Origin of the sequence: uncultured Nisaea sp., from assembly GCF_963974195.1 — a bacterium.
Taxonomy (GTDB): Bacteria; Pseudomonadota; Alphaproteobacteria; order Thalassobaculales; family Thalassobaculaceae; genus Nisaea.
This window is the reverse complement of the sequence record NZ_CAXBDC010000008.1, coordinates 20,098-46,291: the sequence shown is the minus strand read 5'-3', so window position 1 is coordinate 46,291 and position 26,194 is coordinate 20,098. Positions and strand designations below refer to the sequence as shown.

Annotated in this window: 26 protein-coding genes; 18 read left to right on the top strand and 8 right to left on the bottom strand. The window is 61.2% G+C overall.

The window, feature by feature from the left end:
* Positions 1-344: 344 nt before the first annotated feature.
* From AAC126_RS03420 to AAC126_RS03400, 5 genes are all read left to right on the top strand, one after another.
* A complete protein-coding gene (locus tag AAC126_RS03420) occupies positions 345-1,334 on the top strand; it encodes an ABC transporter substrate-binding protein (RefSeq protein ID WP_339850090.1) in 990 nt (329 codons plus the stop codon).
* A 94-nt stretch (positions 1,335-1,428) separates the two neighbouring features.
* Positions 1,429-2,466 (top strand): ABC transporter permease subunit, encoded by a 1,038-nt coding sequence (locus AAC126_RS03415; protein WP_339850088.1) that lies wholly within the window; start codon positions 1,429-1,431, stop codon positions 2,464-2,466.
* Between the two features lie 10 nt (positions 2,467-2,476).
* Entirely contained in the window at positions 2,477-3,520 is a 1,044-nt protein-coding gene (locus tag AAC126_RS03410; protein WP_339850086.1) for a betaine/proline/choline family ABC transporter ATP-binding protein, read from the top strand.
* A 165-nt stretch (positions 3,521-3,685) separates the two neighbouring features.
* A complete protein-coding gene (locus AAC126_RS03405) occupies positions 3,686-4,483 on the top strand; it encodes an SDR family oxidoreductase (RefSeq protein ID WP_339850084.1) in 798 nt (265 codons plus the stop codon).
* A 207-nt stretch (positions 4,484-4,690) separates the two neighbouring features.
* Positions 4,691-5,269, top strand: coding sequence for a tyrosine-protein phosphatase (locus tag AAC126_RS03400; RefSeq protein ID WP_339850083.1), 579 nt, complete (start codon positions 4,691-4,693; stop codon positions 5,267-5,269).
* A 525-nt stretch (positions 5,270-5,794) separates the two neighbouring features.
* On the opposite strand, the gene AAC126_RS03395 is transcribed toward AAC126_RS03400, so the two are convergent.
* Positions 5,795-6,550: an IclR family transcriptional regulator gene (locus tag AAC126_RS03395; protein WP_339850081.1), complete on the bottom strand. Its 756-nt coding sequence runs from the start codon at positions 6,548-6,550 to the stop codon at positions 5,795-5,797.
* A gap of 143 nt (positions 6,551-6,693) precedes the next feature.
* On the opposite strand from AAC126_RS03395, the gene AAC126_RS03390 reads away from it, so the two are divergent.
* The 5 genes from AAC126_RS03390 (at position 6,694) to AAC126_RS03370 (ending at position 13,058) form a co-directional block, all read left to right on the top strand.
* Positions 6,694-7,026 carry a 2Fe-2S iron-sulfur cluster-binding protein gene (locus AAC126_RS03390; RefSeq protein WP_339850079.1) on the top strand — a complete coding sequence of 111 codons (333 nt, stop codon included), beginning with the start codon at positions 6,694-6,696 and terminating at the stop codon, positions 7,024-7,026.
* 55 nt (positions 7,027-7,081) lie between these two features.
* Positions 7,082-8,401 carry a Rieske 2Fe-2S domain-containing protein gene (locus AAC126_RS03385; RefSeq protein ID WP_339850077.1) on the top strand — a complete coding sequence of 440 codons (1,320 nt, stop codon included), beginning with the start codon at positions 7,082-7,084 and terminating at the stop codon, positions 8,399-8,401.
* Positions 8,398-9,810, top strand: coding sequence for a glutamine synthetase family protein (locus tag AAC126_RS03380; protein WP_339850074.1), 1,413 nt, complete (start codon positions 8,398-8,400; stop codon positions 9,808-9,810). Before AAC126_RS03385 ends, AAC126_RS03380 begins: the two co-directional genes overlap by 4 nt.
* 158 nt (positions 9,811-9,968) lie before the next feature.
* Entirely contained in the window at positions 9,969-10,853 is an 885-nt protein-coding gene (locus AAC126_RS03375) for an AraC family transcriptional regulator (protein WP_339850072.1), read from the top strand.
* Between the two features lie 63 nt (positions 10,854-10,916).
* Positions 10,917-13,058, top strand: a complete 2,142-nt coding sequence (locus AAC126_RS03370) for a TonB-dependent siderophore receptor (protein WP_339850070.1) — start codon at positions 10,917-10,919, stop codon at positions 13,056-13,058.
* A gap of 90 nt (positions 13,059-13,148) precedes the next feature.
* Here the strand turns inward: AAC126_RS03370 and AAC126_RS03365 are convergent, their stop codons facing one another.
* The 3 genes from AAC126_RS03365 to AAC126_RS03355 form a co-directional block, all read right to left on the bottom strand.
* Positions 13,149-14,261, bottom strand: a complete 1,113-nt coding sequence (locus AAC126_RS03365) for a serine hydrolase (RefSeq protein ID WP_339850067.1) — start codon at positions 14,259-14,261, stop codon at positions 13,149-13,151.
* A gap of 182 nt (positions 14,262-14,443) precedes the next feature.
* The gene (locus AAC126_RS03360) at positions 14,444-14,635 is read right to left on the bottom strand and encodes a hypothetical protein (RefSeq protein WP_339850065.1); all 192 of its coding nucleotides are present in this window, start codon (positions 14,633-14,635) and stop codon (positions 14,444-14,446) included.
* Between the two features lie 87 nt (positions 14,636-14,722).
* The gene (locus AAC126_RS03355; protein ID WP_028465617.1) at positions 14,723-14,932 is read right to left on the bottom strand and encodes a DUF3126 family protein; all 210 of its coding nucleotides are present in this window, start codon (positions 14,930-14,932) and stop codon (positions 14,723-14,725) included.
* A gap of 78 nt (positions 14,933-15,010) precedes the next feature.
* Here AAC126_RS03355 and AAC126_RS03350 point away from each other — a divergent pair, with 78 nt between their 5' ends.
* The 7 genes from AAC126_RS03350 (at position 15,011) to AAC126_RS03320 (ending at position 22,416) form a co-directional block, all read left to right on the top strand.
* Positions 15,011-15,958 (top strand): nucleoside hydrolase, encoded by a 948-nt coding sequence (locus AAC126_RS03350; protein ID WP_339850058.1) that lies wholly within the window; start codon positions 15,011-15,013, stop codon positions 15,956-15,958.
* A complete protein-coding gene (locus AAC126_RS03345; protein ID WP_339850055.1) occupies positions 15,958-16,638 on the top strand; it encodes a helix-turn-helix domain-containing protein in 681 nt (226 codons plus the stop codon). Before AAC126_RS03350 ends, AAC126_RS03345 begins: the two co-directional genes overlap by 1 nt.
* 99 nt (positions 16,639-16,737) lie before the next feature.
* Entirely contained in the window at positions 16,738-17,634 is an 897-nt protein-coding gene (locus AAC126_RS03340) for a glutamine amidotransferase family protein (protein WP_339850054.1), read from the top strand.
* 3 nt (positions 17,635-17,637) lie between these two features.
* Complete coding sequence (locus tag AAC126_RS03335) at positions 17,638-18,324, top strand: GXGXG domain-containing protein (RefSeq protein WP_339850052.1); 687 nt, start codon at positions 17,638-17,640, stop codon at positions 18,322-18,324.
* Between the two features lie 10 nt (positions 18,325-18,334).
* Complete coding sequence (locus AAC126_RS03330; RefSeq protein WP_339850050.1) at positions 18,335-19,663, top strand: FMN-binding glutamate synthase family protein; 1,329 nt, start codon at positions 18,335-18,337, stop codon at positions 19,661-19,663.
* Positions 19,664-19,738: 75 nt separating this feature from the next.
* Positions 19,739-21,046 carry a type III glutamate--ammonia ligase gene (gene glnT, locus AAC126_RS03325; protein WP_339850049.1) on the top strand — a complete coding sequence of 436 codons (1,308 nt, stop codon included), beginning with the start codon at positions 19,739-19,741 and terminating at the stop codon, positions 21,044-21,046.
* A gap of 47 nt (positions 21,047-21,093) precedes the next feature.
* Positions 21,094-22,416, top strand: a complete 1,323-nt coding sequence (locus AAC126_RS03320) for an amidase (protein ID WP_339850047.1) — start codon at positions 21,094-21,096, stop codon at positions 22,414-22,416.
* 19 nt (positions 22,417-22,435) lie between these two features.
* Here AAC126_RS03320 and AAC126_RS03315 read toward each other — a convergent pair whose 3' ends face one another.
* On the bottom strand, positions 22,436-23,344 hold the full coding sequence (locus AAC126_RS03315; protein ID WP_339850044.1) for a DMT family transporter: 909 nt from the start codon (positions 23,342-23,344) through the stop codon (positions 22,436-22,438).
* A gap of 3 nt (positions 23,345-23,347) precedes the next feature.
* Positions 23,348-24,124 (bottom strand): SDR family oxidoreductase, encoded by a 777-nt coding sequence (locus tag AAC126_RS03310; protein ID WP_339850041.1) that lies wholly within the window; start codon positions 24,122-24,124, stop codon positions 23,348-23,350.
* 226 nt (positions 24,125-24,350) lie between these two features.
* Here AAC126_RS03310 and AAC126_RS03305 point away from each other — a divergent pair, with 226 nt between their 5' ends.
* Positions 24,351-25,106 (top strand): SDR family oxidoreductase, encoded by a 756-nt coding sequence (locus AAC126_RS03305; protein WP_339850040.1) that lies wholly within the window; start codon positions 24,351-24,353, stop codon positions 25,104-25,106.
* Positions 25,107-25,182: 76 nt separating this feature from the next.
* Here AAC126_RS03305 and AAC126_RS03300 read toward each other — a convergent pair whose 3' ends face one another.
* Positions 25,183-25,782, bottom strand: a complete 600-nt coding sequence (locus AAC126_RS03300; protein ID WP_339850037.1) for a hypothetical protein — start codon at positions 25,780-25,782, stop codon at positions 25,183-25,185.
* Complete coding sequence (locus AAC126_RS03295) at positions 25,754-26,116, bottom strand: hypothetical protein (RefSeq protein ID WP_339850034.1); 363 nt, start codon at positions 26,114-26,116, stop codon at positions 25,754-25,756. Before AAC126_RS03295 ends, AAC126_RS03300 begins: the two co-directional genes overlap by 29 nt.
* Positions 26,117-26,194 lie beyond the last annotated feature (78 nt).

Below are 26,194 nucleotides of genomic sequence, written 5' to 3'. Positions count from 1 at the left end.
ATGGAGACCGGGGGAGGGAAGGGAAAGAAAATAAATATCGATGTTAAAAATTTTTTTCGCTTGTAGTGATGGGTTTCGTTAGTGGAACTGAATTTGGACTTGATTATAAAAAAGATCCAGTTGGCTAAGTATTGTACTCTCCATTGATCTGTATTTACTGACTGTTTCCAGGGCGTTAATTTGAGGTTTTTCCTGGTATGTGCTAGACACACCTCAGATGTCGTGCGGCGTTCGTCGCAATATTCTTTAGATGTGATCTGACCATAGGTGGTTTCTCTATTTGAGACCGCTTGGTTTGCTGTGTCTGACGCGTCGCGACATACCGAAAAAAACAGGAGATTTTGATGCAGAAGCTGACGATGACGGCTGCCGCCGCAGTGGTCGGGTGCTTTATGGCGTTTGCACCCCAGAGCGATGCCAGGGCAGCCGAGCAGTGTGGTGAAGTGTCGATCGCTCAGATGAACTGGGCCGCGGCCGAGGTGACGACCAATGTCGCCAAGTTCCTGCTTGAGCAGGGCTATGGCTGTGAGGTCGCGCTGGTGAAGTCCGACACGATTCCCGCCATTACCTCCGTCGCCGAAAATGGTGAGCCGGATGTGGTCACGAATCTGTGGCTGAACTCCGCAGGCGACGCCTACAAGAAACTTGAGGCCGGCGGCACCATGAAGCGTGTTGCCAAGGTGCTTGAGCCGGGCGGCGTCGAAGGCTGGTGGATCCCGACCTATCTTGCAGAAGAACATCCGGAACTGAAGACCATCGAAGGCGTGATGGCGCATCCGGAATGGGTCGGCAACCGCTTCAACAATTGCCCGGACGGCTGGGGCTGTCGCGTCGTGAGCGACAATCTCGTCCGCGCGCTGAAGCTTGAGGATTCCGGCATAAAGGTCTTCAACCACGGCTCAGGCGAGACGCTTGCCTCCTCCATGGGAGCGGCGGTCACCGACAAGGAGCCCTGGTTCGGCTATTACTGGGGCCCCACCGTGCCGATGGGTAAATACGACATGACCCGTGTTTCCCTCGGTAAGTATGACGAAGCTGCTTTCCCGAAGCTGCAGAACAAGGACACCGCGAACCCGCAGGTTTCCGACTTCCCGGCCGCGCCGATCCTGACCTCCGTGACCACGAAGTTCGCTGAAGAGAATCCGGACGTGACCGCGTTCTTCTCGAAGATGACCTTCAAGACCCAGACCATGAGCGCTTTGCTCGCCTGGCAGGACGAGAACAATGCGTCCGCCGAAGAGACGGCTGTTCATTATCTGACCGCCTACAAGGACGAATGGTCGGGCTGGATCAACGACGGCGCGCGCAAAAAGCTCGTCAAGCTGTTGAACTGATTTTCGCACCGCGTACAGACTTTGCAGGACGGAGCCGGTTTCCGGCTCCGTCTTTTTCCGTATAAGAGGCGGGCCGTTCTGGTCCGGATGACAGATGGCTACCTATGACGGCGTGTTCGACACGCTTGGCCTCAGAGACTGGTGCGACGCCGGAGCCAAGGATGGACCGATGTCCATGGCGGATCTGTTGGCGCAGACCAGTGGCGGCTCCGATACGGCCGCGTCCCTTTGGGACCTTCCCTTTCCCTCGCTCGACGCCCTGCATGATGCCTGCGGAGCGATCCCGCAGTCCCGGGATCTGACGCAGGGGCTGGAGCAGGGTTTTCTCTTCATCCGTGACGGGCTCCGGCTCGTTGTCGATCCTTTGACCCAACCACTCAGCTGGCTGCTTGAGGACGCGCTCTGGGCGATGACCTCGACGCCCTGGTGGATCATGATCCCGTTGCTGCTGGCGGTGACCTGGATGGTCTCCCGCTCAGGCAAACTGGTCGGGTTTATCGCCGCGATGATCGGGCTTCTGGCCTTCATCAATCATTATGACGCGGCAATGGAGACGCTGGCGATCATCTTCGTCTGTGCTTTCATCTGCGTGCTCTTCGGTGTTCCCATCGGCATCGCCATGTCACGCTCGGACCGGATGCAGAAGAGTGCGATCCCGGTCCTGGATATGCTGCAGACCCTGCCGCCTTTCGTCTATCTGATCCCGCTGATTTTCCTCTTCTCGGTGACCGAGCCGAAGCTCTACGGCATCGCGATCATCCTTTATGCGATCGTGCCCGTCGTGCGTCTGACTGATCTCGGCATCCGGCTGGTGGACAAGGATGTGATCGAGGCGGCGGACGCCTTCGGCATGACCGAGCGGCAAAAGCTCTTCGGGGTGCAGATCCCGCTGGCGCTGCCGAACATCATGGCTGGTGTGAACCAGACCATCATGATGAGCCTCGCCATGGTCGTGATCGCTTCGCTGGTCTCCGCGCCGGGGCTCGGCGTTCTGGTGCTGCGGGGTATCCGCAACCTGGAACTCGGCGTCGGTCTTGTTGCCGGTTTCGGGATTGTTGTGCTCGCCATCGCGCTTGACCGGGTGACGAAAGCCTCGCTCGCCCGCATTGATTCAAGCCAGGCTTCGCGCTGAGGAGACGGACATGAATAACAACGTGAAAATCTCGATCCGCAATCTCTACAAGATCTTCGGTGCGGATCCTGACATGGCGCTGGCCGAGGTGAAGGCGGGGATGACCAAGCCGGACCTGCTGGAAAAACACGAGCACGTGCTGGGCCTCAACGACATCAATGTCGATATGCGCGAAGGTGAGATCACCGTGATCATGGGGCTTTCGGGCTCCGGCAAATCGACCCTCATCCGGCACCTCAACCGGCTGATCGAGCCGACGGCGGGGGAGGTGCTTGTCGATGGTGAGGACATTCTCGGCTGGAACGAGGCCCGGCTGCGGCAATTGCGCCGCAAGGGCATGTCCATGGTGTTCCAGAAGTTTGCCCTGCTGCCGCATCGTACGGTGCTGGAAAATGCCGGCACGGCGCTGGCGACCCAGGGCGAGAAGAGGGAAGAATACGAGGCAGAAGCCAACAAGTGGCTCGACCGGGTCGGACTCTTTGGCTATGGCGGTCAGTATCCGCACCAGCTTTCGGGCGGGATGCAGCAACGGGTCGGGATCGCCCGGGCACTGACCTCTAATTCCGACATCATGCTGATGGACGAGGCGTTTTCGGCCCTTGATCCGCTGATCCGCACGGACATGCAGGGCCTGCTACTGGAGCTGCAAGAGGAATTGCACAAGACCATCGTCTTCATCACCCACGATCTGGACGAGGCGCTGAAGCTGGCGGACCATCTGGTGATCCTCAATGACGGCGCCATTGTGCAGCAGGGCGAGCCGCAGCACATCCTGCTGAACCCGGCGGATCCCTATATCGAGGAATTTGTCTCCGATATCAATCGGGCACGCGTGCTGCGCGTCCGCTCGGTGATGCGGGAGGGAGACGTTGCGGGCGATATCGCCGGAGAAGTGCTCCATAACGACAATCTCGAAAGCGTTATAGCGGCCGCCGAGGGCGCGATCGACAAGCGGTTCCGCGTCATGCGCGCGGGGAAGGCGGTAGGCGTGATCGAGATGCCGGATATCATGCGCGCGCTCGTCCCCCGGAGGGCCAGGCTCGACGCGGCCTGATCCCGGAACAGATACGGGACTGATACTGTGGAGCCCCATGCTGCAGGCGAGATGAAATCGCCTCTGTGGCATGGGGCTTTTCCGCGCTAGAACGATCTCATCAAGAAGATCGACCGGGTCATGGCCCGCGCCGACGAAAGCTCAACAGGGATGGGACGTTCGGGAATGACGGAGAATCAGGAATCTGCCCTTGAGGCGACAAAGGTCGCCTTGATCACCGGCGCTGCGCGCGGCATCGGCCTTGCCACCGCGAAGAAGTTTCTCGAAGAGGGCTGGCATGTCGCCATGCTCGACAGGGAACGGGACCTGCTGACGGGCGCCATGGAAGCCCTCGGTCACCGCAACGCCGCAATGCCGGTCTTCGCCGATGTTTCCAAACCGGAAGATGTGAGCCGTGCTGTCGCCGAGGTGGAAGCCGCATTCGGGCGTCTCGATGCGCTGGTCAACAATGCCGGGATTGCGAATTTCAAGCCGGTTCTGGAAACCAGCTTCGAGGAATGGTCCGAGATCATGGCGACCAATCTCAACGGGCCTTTCCTCTGCACCAACGCCGCCGCGCCGGTGATGCTGAAAACCGGTGGCGGCGCGGTGGTGAACATCGCCTCCATTTCCGGTTTCCGGGCCAGCACGCTCCGCGTTGCTTATGGCACCAGCAAGGCCGGGGTTCTGCATCTGACCAAGCAGCAGGCAGCCGAGCTTGGCAATATCGGCATCAGGGTCAACGCGGTGTGCCCGGGGCCGGTGGATACGGCAATGGCGAAGAAGGTACATACGCCGGAAATCCGCGCGGATTACCATGCCGCCATCCCGATGAACCGCTATGGGCTGGAGTCGGAACTGGCCGAAGCGATCTTCTTTCTCTGCAGCGACAAGGCGAGCTATATCAACGGTCAGCATCTTGCCGTCGATGGTGGGTTCGAAGCGACAGGGATCGGCCTTACGACTTTGCGGGATGACGGTTAGGGCTTAACGGTTTTCGGAAAAAAAGCCGCCTGACGCACTGTCCGGGGAGTTTGGTGAGGCTCCGGCACATGCGGTATCCTGGAAAAGGTCGCATGGCCTTATTCTCGGCCATTTCGCGGCGCTATATGCTGCGCTGTTTTTTTGATATTTTCGGCCGGTTCCGCGTGAGGGGCCTTAAGCTGCTGAAGAGTGTGTGGGATATTTACCGTGCCGCAAAAGCGATACAGGAAAGCATTACGGGTTATCGGTGGGGGCATCTTCGCCTGTCTTCTTGCTGCCGGTCTTTACCTTGGCGGCCTCCAGCTCACCGGTAATTTTCACACCGTTATTCCCGGAACGCTTTACCGGTCCGCCCAGCCAAGTGCTGCGGATATATCCGGATACCATCAGGCTTACGGCATCAAGACAGTCGTAAATCTGCGCGGGGAGCATCCCGGAAAAGATTGGTATGAGGCGGAAGTCGCCGAGGCAGGGCGTCTTGGAATCGACCATGTCGATTTTTACATGTCCGCATCACTTGAATTGTCGCAGGCGCAAGCCGAAGAGCTTTTGTCGATTTTCGAGCGGGCACAAAGGCCGTTGCTGATTCATTGCAAGGCCGGTGCCGACCGGAGCGGCCTTGCGGCGGCACTGTATCTGGCTGCTGTTTCCAAGCATGGCGAAGAGGCTGCGGAAGAACAGATATCCTTGCGCTATGGCCATGTTTCCATTCCCTTCGCGGGAGCATTTGCCATGGACGAGACGTTTGAGGTTCTCGAACCCTGGCTCGGGTTTCCGGATTCCTGAGGCCGAGGGAGCCAGGATTATCGGATTTCCTGTGTTTCCTGTTATTTCTGAAGGTCTCACTCCCATCCACCTTCAGATACTCGATGCAAGTGGATCTGGTCTTTTCATCTGACAGGTAATCTCAGGTCACTTTTGAGGTTTTTTTAGACGGCTTGATTTTTGGTCCCTCGTGTTTGGGGACGCCCTGATGTTGCCGGTATTCTTTAAAAATTTGTTGTAAATCAGGTTTTGTCGTCGGCGCTGTTCAGTGGCGGCAAGGAAGGCTGACGGCTTCAGATAAGGTCCCGGCTAAACCCTTGCTTTGTATTTGCATACTGATGTATGGTTTTTTTGGTGTCGGAATACACATCTTAAAATTGCCAGATTATGGCAAGGGCCCCTCGACATTCTCGACGACGAGGCGCCAAAGGATTTCCTGCGGCCGTTGGGATCGGCTCAGGGGCGGCGGACCAGCTCTGTTTGCGGTCCGCCGCATCTTGGCTCCTCTATGGACTCTTGTATGGTCCGGGTCGGCCTGAAATCCCGCTAAACGAAACTTGAGAGCGTATCCGCGCATTCCGCGAGCAGTTCCGCTTTTTCGGCACAAATCTCCGGCTTTTCGAAACGCGCCGCTGGCCCGACGATGCCAAGAGCGGCTTTGGCGATATTGTTTGCCCCCGTGACGGCAACCGCGATGGAGGCGACGCCGGGCTCGTACTCTCCCGTGACATGTGCGAACCCGCGAACACGGATCTCTGCAAGGTCTTTCAGGATTGCGGCCGGGTCTGTTTTGGTTGCGGGCGTAAAGACGGCGGACGGCGCGGCAAGGATGCGGTCGACTTCGGCGGGTTCCTCGAACGCGAGCAGCACGCGGCCAATTGCCGTCGCGGTCAGCGGTAATCTTGAGCCGATATTGAAGCCGGAGGTGATCAGGGCCGGATCGCCGGGGGAATAGGCAACATAGATTGCGTCCACCCCGTCCCTGACGGCGAGCGAGATCGCATCGCCGAGGCGTTTCGAATAGGAGGCCATCACCGGCTGTACGGTGCGGCCGAATTGCCGCTCCTTCAAATAGCCGCTGGCCAGCCGGAGCACGCGCGGGCTTGGCGTGTAGGCACGGTTCGCCTCCAGGAGGTAGCCGAGCTGGACCAGTGTCAGGACCAGTCTGCGCGTGACCGACCGATTGATGCCGGTTACCCGCGAGAGCTCCGGAATCGTCAGTGGGTGTGCTGCGTGCTCGAACGCTTCGAGCACTTCCATGCCCTTCATGAAGGTGAGCGAGATATCCTTGTCGGCGATCATGAAGCTCCCGGGTCTTGACCGCACCATCGGTTTGCGGTGTATTTTTGCACTTGATCAATAATAGACCGAATGTTCGATAATCGGTCAAATCTATATGTCAGCTTCGCCAATCCTTGGCGGGTGCTGACAAGGAGAGACATGTCGTGGGTAGCAAGATCACCGTTCATTTCGTTCGGCCGGAAGGATCTGTTGAAACCGTTGAGGCGGAGACGGGTGAATCCGTCATGCAAGCCGCAGTTTTCAACGATGTTGAAGGGATCGAGGCTGAATGCGGCGGAAGCTGCATGTGCGCGACCTGCCATGTCTATTTCGACGATGCGGTTTCCAGTCTTCTGCCAGAGGCCGAGGAAGAGGAGACGGTGATGCTGGAGGACGCGGCTGCCGAAGTGCGCCCGACCAGCCGTCTGTCCTGTCAGATCAAACTCACGCCTGAAATGGACGGGATCAGGATTCAAATTCCGGATCGTCAGTACTGAGTAGCCGTAGCAAAATACCAGGTCGAAGCGTTTCAACGCGGAGGAATCCCCAGCCATGATGAGCCAGGAAAAGAACGACGAGATCACGCTGGTCGGCGCCGGTCAGCCGGCCGGCCAGTTGCTGCGGCATTACTGGATGCCGGCGGCACTCGCGGTCGAGCTTGACGGCCCGCGTCCGGTCGCTCCGGTCCGGCTGATGGGGGAAGATCTGGTGCTGTTCCGCCGGGAAGACAGCACGCTCGGCCTGATGAGCCGGTTCTGCCCGCATCGCGGGGTTGACCTCTGCTACGGACGGCTTGAGGGCGGCGGTATCCGCTGCTCCTTCCATGGCTGGCACTTCGACCAGAGTGGACAATGCACCGAGCAACCGGCGGAACCCGATGGGTCTCGCATGCATGAGCGGGTCAAGATTTCCAGCTATCCCGCTGTGGAGAAGAACGGTGTGATCTGGGCCTATATGGGGCCGGGCGAACCGCCGGCCTTTCCGGCGCTCGACTGTTTCCGCGCGCCCGATACCCATGTCTTCGCCTTCAAGGGCTTGTGGGAATGCAACTGGTTGCAGGCGCTGGAGATCGGCATCGATCCCGCGCACGCCTCCTTCCTGCACCGTTTCCTGCAGGACGAGGACCCGGCGGACGGCTATGGCAAGCAGTTCCGGGACAAGGCGGCCCAGAGCGACATGCCGATGACCAAGGTGCTGCGTGAGTTCGATAATCCGGAATTGAAGGTCGAGGAGACCGATTACGGGCTGCGGATCATCGCGCTGCGCGATCTTGGCAACGGCCAGCGCCATGTCCGGGTGACCAATCAGGTGTTTCCCTGTGCCATCACCATTCCGATGTCGAACGAGATGACCATCACCCAGTGGCATGTGCCGGTGGATGACACGCATTGCTACTGGTACTCGATGTTCACCAGCTTTGGCGCGCCGGTGGACAAGGAAAAGATGCGCGAGCAGCGCCTGAAGGAGCACCGGCTGCCGGATTATGCGCCGCTCCGGAACAAGTCGAACGAGTATGGCTACGACCCGGAAGAGCAGAAGACGCTGACCTATACGGGCATGGGGCTGGACATCAATGTGCATGACCAGTGGGCGGTGGAATCCATGGGCATGATCCAGGACCGCACCCGGGAGCATCTTGCCTCCTCCGACGCCGCCATCGTGCGCTACCGGCGCATGCTGCGGGCCGCGATCAAGAGCGTGAAGCTGGGCGAGGGGGAGCTGCCGCTGGTGATCGACGAGGCTACGGCGAAAGACATTCAGGGGCCGATCTCAATCGATGCCATCGGGCCGACCGAGGAATGGGAGTCCGTCTGGACCGACCGGGATGCCGGCCGGCGCGCTTCCTGCTCCTGGGACGCGGCACTCTCGTGAGTGAGCTGACTGTGGATCAGGGTGCAATCGACGCCGTACTGGCGCGGGTGGCGGAAGAAGGTCTTGAAGTCGTCCGGATTTCCTTCGCGGACCAGCACGGGATCTTGCGCGGCAAGACGGTGATGGCGGCCGATCTGGAGAGCGCTTTCCGCTCCGGCATTGCCATGACATCAACCCTGCTGCTGAAAGACACCTCGCACCGGACCGTCTTCCCGGTCTGGCAGGAAGATGCGGGGTTCGGTGAAGGGCGCTTGACGGGGGCCGGGGATGTGCTGATGCATCCGGACCCCGCAACCTTCAAGGTGCTGCCATGGTCACCGCATTCCGGCTGGATGCAGGCGGATCTGACGGATGCCGATGGAGTGCCGCTTGAGGTCTGCTCGCGCGGGATTCTGCGTCGTGCGGTGGAGCGGCTGAATGCACAGGGTTACGAGCTGATCACGGGGCTCGAGGTCGAGTTTCATGTTCTGGAAGTAACCGATCCGAAGCTCGGTCATGCAGATACCGGGCAGCCGGAAGCGGTGCCGGAGACCGCTCTGGTCTCTCACGGTTATCAATATCTGACCGAGGACAGGTACGACCAACTGGAAGACGTCTTCGATCTGGTCCGGCGCAATGCGGTGGCGCTCGGTCTGCCGGTGCGGTCCTTTGAGGCCGAATTCGGGCCGAGCCAGTGCGAGGTGACATTCCATCCGGCGCCCGCCATGGAACATGCGGACAACATGATCCTGTTCCGCTCCATGGTGAAGCAGGTCTGCCGCCGTGCCGGGCTACACGCGACCTTCATGTGTCGGCCGAAATTCAAGGATGCGATGGCCAGCGGCTGGCACCTGCATCAGTCTATTGTTGATCTGGAGAGCGGCGAGAACCTGTTTATCCCGGAAGAGGGGCAAGCGCTCTCTGCGTTGTGCGGGAACTGGGTTGCGGGCTTGCTGGAGCATGCAGCCGAAAGCTGCCTGCTCTCGACGCCAACGGTGAACGGTTACAAACGCTACCGGCCCTTCACGCTGGCACCTGACCGGGTGCAGTGGGGGCGGGACAACAAGGGCGCCATGATTCGCGCGCTGGCGAAGCCGGGCGACAAGGCCAGCCGGGTGGAGAATAGGGTCGGCGAGCCGACGGCGAACCCCTATCTCTATATGGCGTCGCAGATCCTTGCTGGCCTCGACGGAATCGAGCGCAGCCTTGCGGCCCCGGCACCGGTCGAACGGCCCTATGACAGCGATGCGGAAAAACTGCCATCAAGCCTGGAGCACGCGATCGGGCTGTTCCGGCAAAGCAGCTTCTTCCGGAAAACGCTCGGCGATGCCTATGTGGATTATTACAGCCACATCAAACAGGCGGAATGGGATCGCTACGCCCAAGCTGTCTCGGAATGGGAAGAGCGGGAATATTTCTCCCTGTTCTAGGCTCTGATCTTCCCCCTGTGCGAAAGATGGGCCGTGGCCTGTCCGCACATTAATTTAGCGCGCGCGCCTCGGATTCATTGACAGTTGGCCTGTCATAAGTACTCTTCACATTAATTAATAAATGAGAATCATTCTTAGTATCACCCGCAGGATGTGAAATGTCATATCGGCCGCGCATGAAATCCTCCGTCAGGAGCATCGTCCCGGTCCATGACGTCAACTATCTGCAGTTCGATCACATGGTCATCGACCATTGGCAGGTTGAAGCAAAATCGGGCGCGACAGGGGAGTATGTTTCCCCCGATCCGCGCTTCGTCGTGTTTTTTGACGGTGCGACAGTGGCACTTGAGCATGGCGGTGCGGAAGCGGGAATCGTCTGTGGCGCTTGTTACATTCCGGCGGGCCTGCCCGTCTGCAGCAAGATCCTCACGGCGGGATATCTTGAACATATCGATATCCATATCGAACAGGCGCAGTTGTGCCGGATCGTCGGCCAGTCCCTGGATATGCAGTCGGCGGCTTTTCTCTCAGCCAGCATAGAGTTGCAGCAACTCTCCGGACTTCTGGCGGATGAATGCCGGAAGCCCCGGCGGCCGTCGGGCTATGGCGAGGCGTTGGCGGCCAGCGTGATCCACGAGATTTTTCATCTGAATACCCAAAGCCGGAGACATGACGCCGCGCCAGCCTGGTTCGATGACGTCACGGACCATGTGATGGAAAGTCTCGACCGGCGGCTGAGCATCGAAGAGCTTGCCGCGGTGGCTGGCATGTCACGGTCGCAATTCTCGAAATGCTTCCGGGAAACGGCGGGGCAGCCACCCCATCAGTGGGTGATGGAAGCGCGGATCCAGCATGCGCAGCGTCTGCTCTGTGACGGCGTTTATCTTTCCCAGGTGGCGCACGATACCGGCTTTGCCGATCAGGCCCATTTCAGCCGCTGTTTCCGGCGCGCAACCGGCCTGCCGCCCGGTCAGTGGTGCAAGCGATACAATTCTTCAAAAAGCAGAGCGAACGTTCAAGACAGCCTGTCCCTGCAAAACTAGTAGGTAAGCAGCTTCCTGAGGGGGCAAGCCATACAGTCATTTTGTCAGGTTTGGGGACAGGCCATGATTCGAATTTTTTCTTCAAGGGGCACGGGCAAGATCGTTATCTTGCCGGCTCTTCTCAGTCTTTCGCTCAGCGGGGTTGCCATTGCGCAGGACAACTCCAGCGCAACGGTCCTCAAACCCATTGTCGTCCTTGAGAATCAGGAGGACACGACCGGTTCCGCAGCGGACACGAACAACCCGCCAACCGTTACCGGCTCCAAGGTTCCGGTTTTTGCAACCGAGGTTCCCCAGTCCCTGTCGATCCTGGGCGAAGACGATCTGAAGCGCTTCAACGCGGACCGCGTCAGTGAAACGCTCCGCTATACGGCCGGCGTCACCAGCGACGTGTTCGGCGACGATAATGATTACGACTGGCTGCGCATCCGTGGTTTCCAGGCCGATCAGACCGGCATTTTCCTCGATAACGCACAGAACCTGGCCTTCGCCTTCGGCTCCTTCTACACGGACCCGTATGCTCTAGAGCGCATCGAAGTGCTGCGGGGGCCGTCCTCGGCGCTTTACGGCGGTTCCAACCCGGGCGGCATCCTGAACTATGTCTCGAAGCGTCCGGGCGACCGGGTCCGGGAAGTCATTCTCGGTATCGATGACGCGCCCGCCGGCTCCGTCGCCTTCGATTATGGCGATCCGCTCGGAGACGGGCAGGCCTATCGCGTGGTCGGCCGCTTCAAGGGCGGTGACATGTATGACGATTTCAACTCAGGCCTGCGCGGTACGCTGGCCCCGTCCTACAAGTTCACGACGACTTCCGGCACCGAAGTGACGCTGCTGGCCAATGCGCATATCGCCGAGGAACAGCACAACGGCAGCACGTTCCTGCCTTATGCCGGTACGGTTCAGCCGACGGCGGAATTCGGCTATATCGACCCTGACGCCAACTTCTCCGACTCCGACTGGGACAAGTATTCCCGCGAGCAATTCTCTGCCTCCGGGATCGTCGAGCACACGTTCGACAACGGCTTCACACTGACCGGCATCGGCCGGGGCGGTGTCGCCAGTGTCGAGGAGCGCTACTGGTACCCGTTCGGATATTCCGGCTACGCGACCACGCCGAGCGACTCCAACGGCACGCTCAGCATGCTGGCTTTCGAACATGACACGCTGGTCCGGACGGCCCAGACCGATGTGCGGTATTACGGCGTCGTCGAAACCGGTGAGGTCAGCCACGATCTGCTGTTCGGTCTCGATGCGCGGCATTACTGGCTCGACGAGACCCAGGCTGTTGGCTATGGCACCAACCAGGTGGTGAACCCGTCCAACCCGGGCACGCCGACGCTGAACCCGCCATATCAGGATTCCACCACCACCCAGGCGCAGCTCGGCCTCTATTTCCAGGATCAGCTCCGCTTTGGCGACGGCTGGATCCTGACCGGCAACCTGCGTCATGATTTCGCCGATACGGAGCAGGACGGGGCCGCCGGCTTCTCCCGCAATGACAGCGAGACATCCTATCGCGGCGCGGTCGCCTATGAGTTCGCTAACGGCGTCACGCCCTATGTCACCTACTCGACTTTCTTCAACCCGCTGATCACCTCGCCTGCTAACGGCGTGACGAAGCCGGAAAGTGGCGAGCAGGTCGAGCTGGGCCTGAAATGGGCGCCGCATGGCGGCAACTTCTATGTGACGGCGGCCGTGTTCCAGATCGACCAGGAAAATGCCGTGACGGGTGCGTTCCCGAACTTCGATCAGTTTGGCGAAACGCGGTCGCGCGGGTTCGAGCTGGAAGGTGCCTATGATTTCGGTAACGGCCTGTCCGTTGCCGGTGCGGCGACGGTGCTTGATGTCGAAGTCACCGAAGATGCCGACGCCTCTCTCGTCGGTAAGACACCGACACTGGTACCTGAGCATGAAGTTGCGGTGCGGGCCGAATATGAGCTGCAGGACTTCGTCGACGGCCTGACCGTCGGTGCCGGTGTCCGGCACAGGGGCGAGAGCTTCGCTAACAGCACCAACACGCTGAAAGTGAAGTCCTCGACGGTTTTCGATCTTTATGGCGGGTATGAAATTCGCGAAGGCCTGGCTCTGAACCTTGCGGCGACGAACATCGCCGACAAGCGCTACGTCACGGGCTGTCAGACGGAATATGTCTGCTCCTACGGCTCCGGCCGTGAGATCAAGCTGACGCTGACCGCGAACTGGTGATCTCCCGCCATCGGTCATGATGGCTTGGAAATATCTTTGAGGAATGGGCCGGGTCAGTTTCTGATCCGGCCTTTTCTTTATGGAGAAGGCTTACTGGCTGTGACCGGCCAGGGCGTCGAGAATGCCACGGTAGGGCAGCAGCAAGCTGTTCTCGTCGAGAGCTGAGGGATGGTTCCAGGTCGCGACCACGCAGCGTGCGATCCCGTCCGCCCCGACCACCCGGCTGGACAGATTAAGCACCCCGGTCTCCGAGCCGCCCTTGTAGGAAAATGCCCGCCATTGGCCGGGATCGACCGGGCCGGGATTGATGCTTCCACTCGGCAGCGCGGAGGTTTCCTCCAAGAGCGCACAGAGTTCGGTGGCGGTGAAGAACCATTCAGCGGCCTCGTAGGTCGGCTCCGGCGCCAGTGCCTGGGGTGAGGGCAGGGGCATACCCGCGATGCGCTCCAGAATGTGCCTGCGTGTCGTTTCGTCCGCCTTTGCCCATTCAAGGCGCAGACCGGCATGCTCTCGGCTCTTCATGGTGAACAGCTCCCGCGTGGTCAGGAATGGGCTGTTGCGTGGCGAGACGGCCTCCACCGCATCCCGTCCGACCAGACGGATCAGGGCATCGGTCGCGGTATTGTCGCTGATCGATATCATGAAGTGCGCCAGCGAGCCGAGCGTAAGGGGCGTGCCGTCAGGCCAGTCCTGAAGCGATCCGCTGGGCAGGGATTTCCATTCAGGCCGCAGCGCCACAACATCGGGCCATTGTTTGTCGCCATTATCGACGGCCAGGGCGAGGGCTTTCAGTATCGCCAGTTTCGCCGCGGAGCCGACAGCCAGAGGCTCGCTCGCATTATGGGAGATCAACGGCTCTCCGTCTTCGAGAACAAGTAGCGAGACGGCTCCCGGCAACCCGGTGATGGCTGCCGCATGCTCCTCGATCGATCCAGACGGCACCGGAGCGCCGAACCAGAGACCGGTAATACGGCCTTCCTGATCGAGAACGATCTGTGCGGGGATATCCGCACCTTCGAAGTGCAGCTGGTATCCGTCTCCATCCGCTTCGATTTCCTGGAGCGCCCCGTAACTCTGCCGCAGCCGGGAAAGAAGCTGTGCGATGCTTGAGGCGGGCACCTGGGCAAGAAAAGCTGGAGAGAACCGTGTCTCATCCGGCTCGTCTGTCTCGAAAAGTGTTCTCAAGATTGTGTCTGGTGACATGGTTTGCGCACCGGTGACGGTGGGGATGCTGAAAGAGAATAATATCAGCAATACCGCAAGCATGCGGGTGAATATCAAGCGCTGGCCATACCGAAGGGGCCGGAGTTTTCTTGCGGATGGCGCAGAGAGCCTGATCATGCTCATCGGCGTTGGACCTCTCGAAATGATTCGAGAGTGGAGCTTCACCCGCTCTTCATGGTGAATTCAAGCCCGTGCATATTGCCGATATAAAAACCGGGCTTGGTCATCCTGAACTGGATAACGGCCGGGCCGATCATGATGTCGGCGCGGTCACGTCCGAGACGGACCACCTTGCCTTGTTCGGTCTTGTCCGTATCGGTGCAGGTTACCGAAACAATGTCATCCAGACGCATGCCGCATCCCCCGTTCCATGTACGGAACAGAATGACACATCCTGTGTTTCGGTTTTGTGGAGTTTTTCGCTCGCGCGAATGGACCCCTTAATCGAGGTCCATTTCCAGGATAGTCATATGGAAATCATAGGAAACATCGCCCTCTTCGTCATCCTTGAAGATGACGCCGATGAATTCCCCATCGAGGCTGACTTCGGCCGAATCGTCTTTATTCGGGCGTCCTTCGATGCTGATGCCGTGGTTGCCGAAGGTCTGGCGCAGGTAGCGCTGAACTTTTTCGATTTCGCTCTTTTGCACGGGTGTTCCCCTTGTTCGATTGAGCGGACGGGAATAGCGGAACCATGCCGATGGTTCAAGGCGTTCCGGTAAAACAGCTTGCCGCAGTTTTCCGTCGACGCCTATCTTCCGCTGATGATCAAGCGCGAGACTATCATTATTGACTGCGATCCGGGAATTGACGATGCGGTGGCTCTGCTGCTCGCCTTCGCCAGTCCTGAAGAGCTCGACGTCAAGGCCGTCACCACGGTTGCGGGCAATGTACCGCTGCACCGGACGGAGGCCAACGCCCGGCGTATCCGCGATCTTGCCGGGCGCGGCGAGGTGCCGATCCATGCCGGGTGCCCGCGCCCGCTGATCAAGGCGCTAAAGACCGCAGACGAAATTCACGGCAAGACCGGGCTCGACGGAAGCGATCTGCCCGATCCCGCCTCTCACCTTGCGCCGGGGCATGGCGCGGATGTACTGCGCCAGGAGATTTCCACAGCGCCGGGCGGCATCACGCTGCTGCCGGTGGGGCCGCTGACGAATGTCGCGCATGCGCTGGCGGCGCGGCCGGAATTCGCTAGGGAAGTCTCGAACATTGTTGTCATGGGCGGCTCGACCGGACCCGGTAACGTCACGCCGCATGCCGAGTTCAATTTCCATGTCGACCCGCACGCCGCCCATATCGTGTTCGAGAGCGGTGCGCCCATTGTCATGCACGGGTTGAACGTCACTCACCAGGTGCGGGCGAAGCCGGACTGGATCCAGGCATTGCGGGCATTGGATACGACGGTCGGCCATACGACTGCCGGAATGCTGACCTTCTACGATTCCGATAATGACCCGGCCCTGCATGACGTGCTGACGGTCGGCTACTTGCTCTGGCCGGAATTGTTCTCCGGCGAAGCGCGGCGCGTCGATATCGTCACCGAAGGCATTGAAGCAGGGCGCAGCATCGTCCGGGATGCGGGCGACGGGGTGCCGAACGCGACCGTGATGCTGGATGTCGACGCGGATGAATTCCTAGCCCGCCTGCTCAACCGCCTCTCGCGCTATTCCTGATGGCTTCCGGAAAGCCAAAGGCTGCAAAAGGGGCGGGCATCAGCGGCAGACCCGCCCTTGCCCAGGACCCGCATGCGGTCAAGGAGTCCAAGGAAAACAACCTGGAGCAGGCGATCGGCCGTGAGGTGCGGGAGTTCCGCAAGGCCCTGGGCATCACCGTCGCGGATCTCGCCACCGCCACCGGCCTCTCGGTCGGCATGCTGTCGAAGATCGAGAACGGCGCGATCTCTCCGTCCCTGACCACGCTACAGGCCGTTGCCCGCGCCCTCGGCGTGCCGATCACCGATCTGTTCAAGCGCTTCGAGGAACCGCGCAATGCGGTCTTCGTGAAAGCGGGCGAGGGCGTTCAGGTCGAGCGCCGGGGCACCCGGGCCGGGCACCAGTACAATCTGCTCGGTTATCTCGAGGGCAATACCAGCGGCGTTCTGGTCGAGCCCTATGTGATCAGCCTGACCGAGGATTCCGACATCTTCCCGGCCTTTCAACATCAGGGCACCGAGCTGATCTACATGCTCGAGGGCGAGGTGCTGTACCGGCATGGAGACGAGACGTACCGGATGCTGCCGGGGGACAGTCTGTTCTTCGATGCGGATGCGCCGCACGGCCCGGAAGAGCTGATCACCCGGCCGATCCGTTATCTCTCGATCATCTCCTATCCCCAGCGCGGATCGCAGGACTGAACGAAATATTCTTTAGAAGAAACTATTATTCTTCGCAATTGAGTTCCTGAAGGTGGGCTGCTAACCTTCCTCAGAACTTGATACGGAGGGTTGCCGGCCATGTGCGGCATCGTTGGTTTGTTCCTGAAGGACAAGGCGCTGGAGCCACAGCTCGGCGCGCTGCTGTCGGATATGCTGATCACCATGACGGATCGCGGTCCGGACAGTGCCGGCATTGCGATCTATGGCGCGAGCGAAGCGGGTTCTGGAAAGATCACGGTCCAGTCCGCCGATCCGGCCGCGGACTTCAAGAGCCTCAAGGCAGCGCTGGCGAAAAAGCTCGGCGTTGCCGTTTCTGTGACGATCCGGGCGACCCATGCGGTGATTGCCGTCGAGTGCGGCAAGCTGGACGCGGCGCGGACGGCTCTGAAGGAGCTGCGCCCGGGCATCACCGTGATGGGCAGCGGCGAGAGTGTCGAGATCTACAAGGAAGTCGGCCTGCCGAAGGATGTGGCCGCCCGCTTCAAGATCGGCGCGATGGGCGGCACGCACGGCATCGGCCATACCCGTATGGCAACCGAGTCGGCTGTGACCACCTTTGGCGCGCACCCGTTCTCCACCGGGCCGGACCAGTGTCTGGTCCATAACGGTTCGCTCTCCAACCACAACAATCTGCGGCGCGAGCTGGTGCGGAACGGACTCCGTTTCGAGACCGAGAACGATACCGAGGTCGCCGCCGCCTATCTCTCTCACAAGCTCGCGACCGGCAGCAATCTGGGCGCGGCGCTGGAGAGCGGGTTGAGCGATCTGGACGGCTTCTACACCTTCGTGGTCGGCACCAAGTCCGGATTCGGCGTGCTGCGCGATCCGATTGCCTGCAAGCCCGCGGTAATGGCCGAGACGGATGGCTATGTCGCCTTCGGCTCCGAATACCGGGCGCTGGTCAACCTGCCGGGTATCGAGGCTGCCCGGGTCTGGGAGCCCGAGCCCGCAACTGTCTATTTCTGGGAGCATTGAGCGATGCCGACCTTTGATCTGGCGTCGGTTCCGCTGCGGGACCTGAACCAGGCGCTTCACGCTGTGGAAGCTGGCAAGAACGAAACCGGTTTCGAAGTGGTCAATCCGCGCGGTGCCCATGCGGTGGCTGTCGGGATCGATGCGCCGGTGCGCGTCGATGTGCATGGCAGTGTCGGCTATTACTGCGCCGGGATGAATGCCGAAGCGACGATCACCGTGCATGGCAGCGTCGGCCCGGGCGTGGCGGAGAACATGATGTCCGGCATGGTCGTGGTGAAAGGCGATGCCAGTCAGTATGCCGGCGCCACGGGCCATGGCGGCCTGCTGGTGATTGAAGGCAATGCCTCCTCGCGCTGCGGCATCTCCATGAAAGGCATCGATATCGTTGTGAAAGGCAATATCGGCCACATGTCCGCCTTCATGGCGCAGGCCGGAAATCTTGTCGTGCTTGGCGATGCCGGTGATGCGCTCGGGGATTCGCTCTATGAGGCGAAACTCTTCGTGCGCGGCGAGGTGAAGAGCCTTGGCGCCGATTGCGTGAAGAAGAAGATGCGGCCGAAGCATCTGGCGCTGCTGGCGGACCTGCTGGCGAAGGCGGGGATCACGGACGTGAAGCCGGAGGAGTTCACCCGCTACGGCTCTGCCCGCACGCTCTACAATTTCAACATCGACAATGTCGACGCGTATTGAGGCCGGACAAATGACCTATAAAAATCCCCCGACCACGCCGCGCCAGTCCGCCACCTTCGACGATTACACGCTGTCGGAAATCCGCCGCGCCGCCGCGACCGGGATCTACGATATCCGTGGTGCCGGTGCGAAACGCAAGGTACCGCATTTTGACGATCTGCTGTTCCTCGGCGCCTCGATCTCGCGCTATCCGCTGGAAGGCTACCGTGAGGCTTGCGGGACCAATGTGGTGCTCGGCGCGCGTCATGCGAAAAAGCCGATCGAGCTGAAAATCCCGATCACCATCGCTGGAATGAGTTTCGGCTCGCTCTCCGGCCCTGCCAAGGAGGCACTGGGGCGCGGCGCCACGCTTGCCGGAACCTCCACGACCACCGGTGATGGCGGCATGACCGAGGAAGAGCGCGGGCATTCCGAGATCCTGGTCTACCAGTATCTGCCGTCCCGCTACGGCATGAACCCGCATGATCTGCGCCGGGCCGACGCTATCGAGGTGGTTGTCGGGCAGGGTGCGAAGCCGGGCGGCGGCGGTATGCTGCTCGGCCAGAAAATCTCCGACCGGGTGGCGGCAATGCGCACCCTGCCGCCGGGCATCGACCAGCGCTCCGCCTGCCGGCATCCAGACTGGACCGGGCCGGACGATCTGGAGATCAAGATCCAGGAGCTGCGCGAGATCACCGACTGGGAAAAGCCGATCTATGTGAAGGTCGGCGGCGCCCGGCCCTATTACGACACCGCGCTTGCCGTGAAGTCCGGCGCCGATGTGGTTGTGCTGGACGGCATGCAGGGCGGCACGGCGGCGACCCAGGAAGTCTTTATCGAGAATGTCGGCCTGCCGACGCTGGCCTGCATCCGGCCCGCGGTGCAGGCGCTGCAGGATCTCGGCATGCACCGCAAGGTCCAGCTCGTCATTTCCGGCGGTGTGCGGAACGGTGCCGATGTCGCCAAGGCGCTGGCGCTGGGCGCGGACGCGGTCTCCATCGGAACGGCGGCACTGGTTGCCATCGGCGATAACGATCCGCGCTGGGAAGAGGAATACCAGGCCCTCGGCACGACTGCCGGTGCCTATGACGACTGGCATGAGGGCCGCGATCCGGCGGGTATCTCTACCCAGGACCCGGAGCTGATGAAGCGGGTCGATCCGGTTGCCGCCGGGCGCCGGCTGGCGAACTATCTGAAGGTGATGACTCTGGAAGCGCAGACCATCGCCCGGGCCTGCGGCAAGAACCATGTGCATAATCTCGAGCCGGAAGATCTCTGTGCGCTGAGCATCGAGGCGTCGGCCATGGCGGGCGTGCCGCTGGCGGGGACGGACTGGATACCGGGCAAGACCGGCCTATAGAGTAGACAAAGGGCTAAGACGCTGCGGCCAACGCGGCGCGTGCCGAGGGAGACGACAGGGGACATTGGAGGTTTCATGACGAAGGATCTCGCGGCTTTCGCGAAAGAGAAGGGGGTCAAGTATTTCATGATCTCCTTTACCGACCTGTTCGGCGCCCAGCGCGCCAAGCTGGTGCCCGCCCAGGCAATTGCCGGCATGCAGGAAGAGGGCGCGGGCTTCGCAGGCTTCGCCGCCTGGCTCGACATGACGCCGGCCCACCCGGACCTGTTCGCCGTGCCGGACGCCTCGACGGTGATCCAGCTTCCCTGGAGGAAGGACGTGGCCTGGGTCGCGGGCGATTGCGTCATGGAGGACAAGCCGGTCGAACAGGCGCCGCGCAACACGCTGAAGCGGATGGTCGATCTTGCCGCCGGGCAGGGGCTGCGGGTGAAAACCGGGATCGAAGCTGAATATTTCCTGATCCTGCCGGACGGTTCCGAGATTTCGGACCCGTTCGATACTGCGGAGAAGCCCTGCTACGACCAGCAGGCGGTGATGCGCCGTTATGATGTTATCTCTGAAATTTGCGATTACATGCTGGAGCTCGGCTGGGGGCCGTACCAGAACGACCATGAAGACGCGAACGGCCAGTTCGAGATGAACTGGGATTTCGACGATGCCCTGAAGACGGCGGACAAGCATTCCTTCTTCAAGTTCATGGTCAAGTCCGTCGCCGAAAAGCATGGGTTGCGCGCGACCTTCATGCCGAAGCCGTTCAAGCACCTGACCGGCAATGGCTGCCATTGCCATGTCTCGGTCTGGGACAAGAAGGGCAAGGTCAACGCCTTCGCCGACGACAAGAAGGAGCTCGGTCTCTCCAAGGAGGGGCTGAACTTCCTCGGCGGCATCATGAAGCACGCGCAGGGCATGACCGCGATCACCAATCCGGTGGTGAATTCCTACAAGCGCATCAATGCACCGAAGACCCTTTCCGGCGCGACATGGGCACCGAACACGGTCACCTGGGCAGGCAACAACCGGACCCACATGGTCCGCGTGCCGGGCCCGGGCCGTTTCGAGCTGCGCCTGCCGGACGGGGCGGTGAACCCGTACCTGTTGCAAGCCGTCGTTATCGCGGCGGGTCTCGATGGGCTGAAAACCAAGGCGGATCCGGGCAAACGCTACGACAATGACATGTATGCCGAGCCGGAACTTGCCGCCGATGCACCACGTCTGCCGTTGAACATGCTGGACGCGCTGCGGACGTTCGATAAGGATACGGATCTGAAATCAATTCTCGGCGACGAATTCTCGGCCGCCTTCCTGAAGCTGAAATCAGGCGAATGGAATTCCTACGCGTCCCACCTCACGGAATGGGAGCGGGATACCACGCTCGATATTTAGGCCGGGGCGCTGCCGATAGTCGTCGGGTCAACCGGAGAGGGCCCCCGATGACTGCATTGAACGAACGGACTGCGACAGAGCTTGCCCGGATGCTGGCGGCGGGAGAGGTCTCGGCCGAGGAGCTGATGCGGGCATGTCTTGACCGTGTGGCGGCCCGCGAGGAGACGGTGCAGGCCTGGGCATTCCTCGATCCTGAAATTGCCCTCGCCAACGCCCGTGCCGCCGATGCCCGCCGCAAGGCGGGGGGGGCACCCGGCCCGCTTCATGGCCTGCCCGTCGGTATCAAGGACATCATCGAGACCGCCGACATGCCGACGGAAAACGGCTCGGATCTGTTTCGGGGGCAGCATACCGGACGCGATGCGGCGTGCGTCGCCATGCTGCGCAATGCCGGTGCGGTGATCATGGGCAAAACCGTCACCACGGAACTTGCCAACACCTGCCCCAGCAAGACGCGCAATCCGCACAACCCGGAGCATACGCCCGGCGGCTCCTCCGCGGGCTCCGGCGCGGCGGTGGCGGATTTCCATGTTCCGCTGGCACTTGGCACGCAAACCGCCGGCTCGGTGATCCGTCCCGGCTCCTTCAACGGCATTCATGCCCTGAAGCCGACTGTCGGGCGTATCCCGCGCGATGGCGTGCTGATGCAGTCCCATACGCTCGACACGGTCGGCGTGTTCGGCCGCTCCGTCGAGGACCTGGCGCTGATCACCGACAGCCTGTCCGATTTCGGTGCCGCGAACCTTTCCAGATACGGCGCCCGGCATCCGGATCTGCTCTCGGCCATGAAACAGGAAGCCCCAGCGCCGCGCTTTGCCTTTCTGGAGACCCCGGCCTGGCCGGAGGCTGATGCCGGAGCACGGGAAGCCATCGAGGGCGTTGTCTCCGGGCTGGGCGCACAGTGTGTGCGGGAGAGCCTGCCATCCCCCTTCGACCGCATCATCGACTTTCACGGGGCCGTCGGCGCAGGCGAAATCCTGGCCTATTACGGGCATCATGCCGAGACCAGCCCCGACAAGGTCAGCGATCTTCTGAAAGCGCGGCTGGCGGAGTCGAGGCAGTTTGATGCCGGGGATTATGTGGTGGCTTTGCTTGCGCGCGAGCCGCTCAACGAAGCGCTTGCCGCGTTGCTCGATACTTATGATGCGGTGCTTTGCTTGCCCGCGCCGGGGCCGGCGCCACATGGCCTCTCCAGCACGGGCTCGCCCCGGTTCAACGGATTGTGGACCTATCTCGGCGTGCCGTGCGTGAATTTGCCGAGGCTGAGCGTTGATGGCCTGCCGCTCGGCGTTCAGCTCGTCGGTAAGCCGGGAGAGGATGGCAAGCTGCTGCGCACCGCCCGATGGCTCGACAGCAAGCTGGCCGGATAACCCGGCCCCCTCGGCGAGATCAATCCGCCTCCTGTGCCTTCGCTGCGGCAATGCGCGCCCGTCTTTGCCGGAAGGCCTCGCGCTGGGCGATATAGAGCGTGCTGGCGACGATCAGGCCGGCGCCGATGATGGTGTGCTCGTCCGGAACTTCTCCGAAGACGAGATACCCCGCGAAGGCGATGGTGATCAGCCGGAGATACTGGAAGACCGAGATGGCGCTGGCTTCACCGACGGCGTAGGCCTTGATGTCGAAATAGACACGGGCCGTGGCCCCGACGCTGAGCACGATCAGGACAATCCAGAGAGAGTGATCCGGCCACACCCAGTGGGACAGCGCGGGCGGTGCGCTGGCGATCGTGCTCATCACCATGAAATAGACCATCAGCGTGCCGGGCGGATCGTCCTTCGAGAGGATTTTGCCCTGGATCAGCAGCACGGCGAAGAGAGAGGCGCTGATCAGCGCTGCGAGCATCGCGAATTCAATGGTGTCCAGGGTCGGGTTCACCACGACGATAATACCGGCAAAGCCGACCAGCGTGGCTCCCCAGCGATGGATGCCGACCTTTTCGCCGAGCATCGGGCCCGCGAGCGCGGTCATGAAGAGCGGGGTCGAGAAGAACAGGACGGAGGCCGTGGTGATCGGCAGGTTGCTGAGGGCGTAGAAGCCCGCATTCATCGAGATGGCCCCGATGGCGCCGCGTACCAGGTGCATCTTCCAGCGCCGGCTGAACAGCAGGCGCTTGCCGTAGCCGATCACGAAGGGTGCCGTCATGACCAACGAGAACACGCAGCGGACGAACACGATCTGCGTGGAGGAAAGACCGTCGGAGGCCATTTTGACCCCGACGGTCATCACTGTCGCCGCCAGACAGGAGGCGAGGATCCACAGCGCGCCCTGAAGGTTGTTGGAGAGCGCTGCTTTTGGCATGGGTCAGACGAGTCCTTCGAGGCCGCCGTCGATGCTGACAGCCTGGCCCGTGATATGGGCGCCGGCTTTCGAGCAGAGGAACAGGATCATGGAGGCGATATCGTCCGCCGTGACGAAGGTCTTGAGTGCGGTGATGGAGGCAAGCTCATCCCGCATGGCATTCTCGGAGACCTTTTTTGCCGCTGCCTTGGCCTTGATCACCCGGTCGATCCGGGCGCCTTCGACGGCACCCGGCTGGATGCAGTTGCAGCGGATCCGGTCGGGGCCGAGCTCAAGGGCCAGTGTGCGGGTGAAGCCGACAATGCCCCACTTCGCCGCCGAATAGGGGCTGCGCAGGGGGAAGCCGAACTTACCGGCCGCCGAGGAAAGATTGATGATTGCCCCGCCGCCAGCGTCGCGCAGGTAGGGGACGGCCATCTGGCTCATCAGGAAGGTGCTGGTCAGGTTGATGTCGATGCAGGTCTGCCAGTCTTCCAGACTGATATCCTCGACCCGCTCGGTCGGCCCGGCCGTGCCGGCATTATTCACCAGCAGATCGAGCCCGCCGAGATCGTCGATCGCCGCCTCGAACATATCCTTGAGGGCGAGCTTGTCGGACACATCGGTGATCATACCGTTCAGGTTCGGGATCTTGTCCCGCGCGTCCTCGAGCTGGTTCTGGTCGATATCGCAGATGAAGACTTTGGCTCCCGCTTCGCTGAACAACTCGGCGGTGCGGCGGCCAATGCCTCCGGCGCCCGCGGTGATCAGTGCGCGCTTGCCCGTTAGATCGAGCTTCATGGTTCCCCCCTGTTTTTGGATTTTCGCTAGTCCGAATGGATGACTATAGCGGCAATGTTGCGGTGCGGCATCCGCCAAAACGGCAAGAAGCCGAAATGGAAACAGAAACAGAGTCACCGGCCCGTTCCGCTGCCACGGCGGCGAAAAGAATTCCGGGGCAAGAAGCGGAGTTTCTGCAACCGGCCCCCGTCCTATCTGGAAGCCATCGCAACAGAGGGGATTCCAGATGGAACTCAAGGACAAGACACTCATCATCACCGGCGCGAGCAGCGGTATCGGTGCGGCGGCGGCTGAACTTTTTGCCGGGGAGGGCGCAAAGCTCGTTCTCGGCGCACGGCGGCAGGCCGAACTGGACAGTGTCGCTGATGCTATCCGGCGGGATGGCGGCCGCGCGGTTGTGCTGGCGGGAGATGTGGCGGATGAGCGTTATGCGGACGCCCTTGTCACGCTCGCGCTGCAGGAATTCGGCTCGCTGGACGGTGCGTTCAACAATGCCGGTACGATTGGTGAATTATCGCCGGTGCCGGAGATGGAAACGGAGAACTGGAACACGGTGATCGGAACGAACCTGAGCAGCGCTTTCTTCGCCGCGAAATACCAGATCCCGGCCCTGATCGCGAACGGCGGCGGCTCGATTGTCTTCACCTCTTCCTTTGTCGGACATGCCAATGCGGGCATGCCGGGGATGGGGGCCTATGCGGCGTCGAAGGCGGGCATGATCGGGCTGACCATGTCGCTTGCGGCGGAGCACGGCGCCCAGAACGTCCGGGTGAATGCGCTACTTCCAGGGGGGACGAAAACCGGGATGGCGGCAGGTGATGCCGCTGTTCAGGAATTCATCGCGGGACTGCATCCTCTGAAACGGATGGCGGAGCCGCGTGAGATCGCGCAATCGGCGCTGTTTCTGCTGTCGGACCGAGCCAGTTTCGTGACCGGCAGTGCCGTCGATGCGGATGGCGGGGTGTCAATTCGCCTGACGTGACACATCGGGGCTTTCCCCGGGGGCTGCGGCTCACCGGGGAAAGTCCTGTCCGTGTGCTTCGGATGCTTTTGGGGTGTTACTTCTGGAACCGGCTCTTCGCCTTGTCGCGGGCCTGTTCCTTGTTCTCGCTGCCATAGACCAGACCGGCGATGACGAAGGCGAGGGAGAGGCCGAGGGCGGACATGGTGGCGCCGAAGCCCCAGAGAGGGCCGTATTCGCGGCCGATGAAGACGATGCCGTACCAGAAGGAGAAGAAGGAGGCGACGGAGGCCATCAGCAGGAAGCCGATACGGACGCAGAGCCCGCCGATGCGGTTGGCCGACATCAGCTCGCGGAAAGCGGCGCTGGTCTCGGCATCCCGGATCGCTTTGGTAATGTCCTTGCGGGCGATCTTGGTCCAGTCGCCGACGCGCATGCCGGTCTTGCCGTCGGTCCGGCCGGGATTGAGGATGACCTCTTTCAGGTCATCGACGATCTCTTTCGCCCGCTCTTCGGCGGGGCGCTGTTTCAGGCTGGGGAACGCGGAGTCGCTGTCGCGTTCCTTTTTATCGTCAGAGAAGGCGTCGCGTCGCAGATCGAACGCGGCGGGTGTGCGGTCGTCGGCCATCAGGCTGGCGGCTCCTCTGAAGCTGTTCATCGCATAAAGGTCACGCGCATCCTTGCGCGACCATTTCATGCAAGTAGCGGTTCAGGGTCGTCGTTGCAACAGGCTCGGCAGGATCGAACAGCAGAGTAAGGGCTGCGGTTTCAGGGTCATAGCGCCGGACGGAGATCTTGGCGTTGAACAGGGCGCCGGGTCCGGCAGTTGGCACCAGCACGCGCAGTTCCGCCCGGTCATCCGGTTTCAGGTTGCCGTAATAACCGACAATCTTGATGCCATGCGCGTTCCAGTCATCGATCGTATAGGGGGTCGATCCGACCACGGCCGTCATCGGGGCAGTTGCGCGTGGCGCGCGGCGGCGATCATTGGCCAATGACTGGCTTGCTTGCTGGGCAGGGGATTGCGTCATGGACGGCCTCATTTCTGTCATGGGCGGTTTTCTTGGCGGTTCCGGCCCTTCTGTTCCGGCCCGCGGTGGATGACGCTT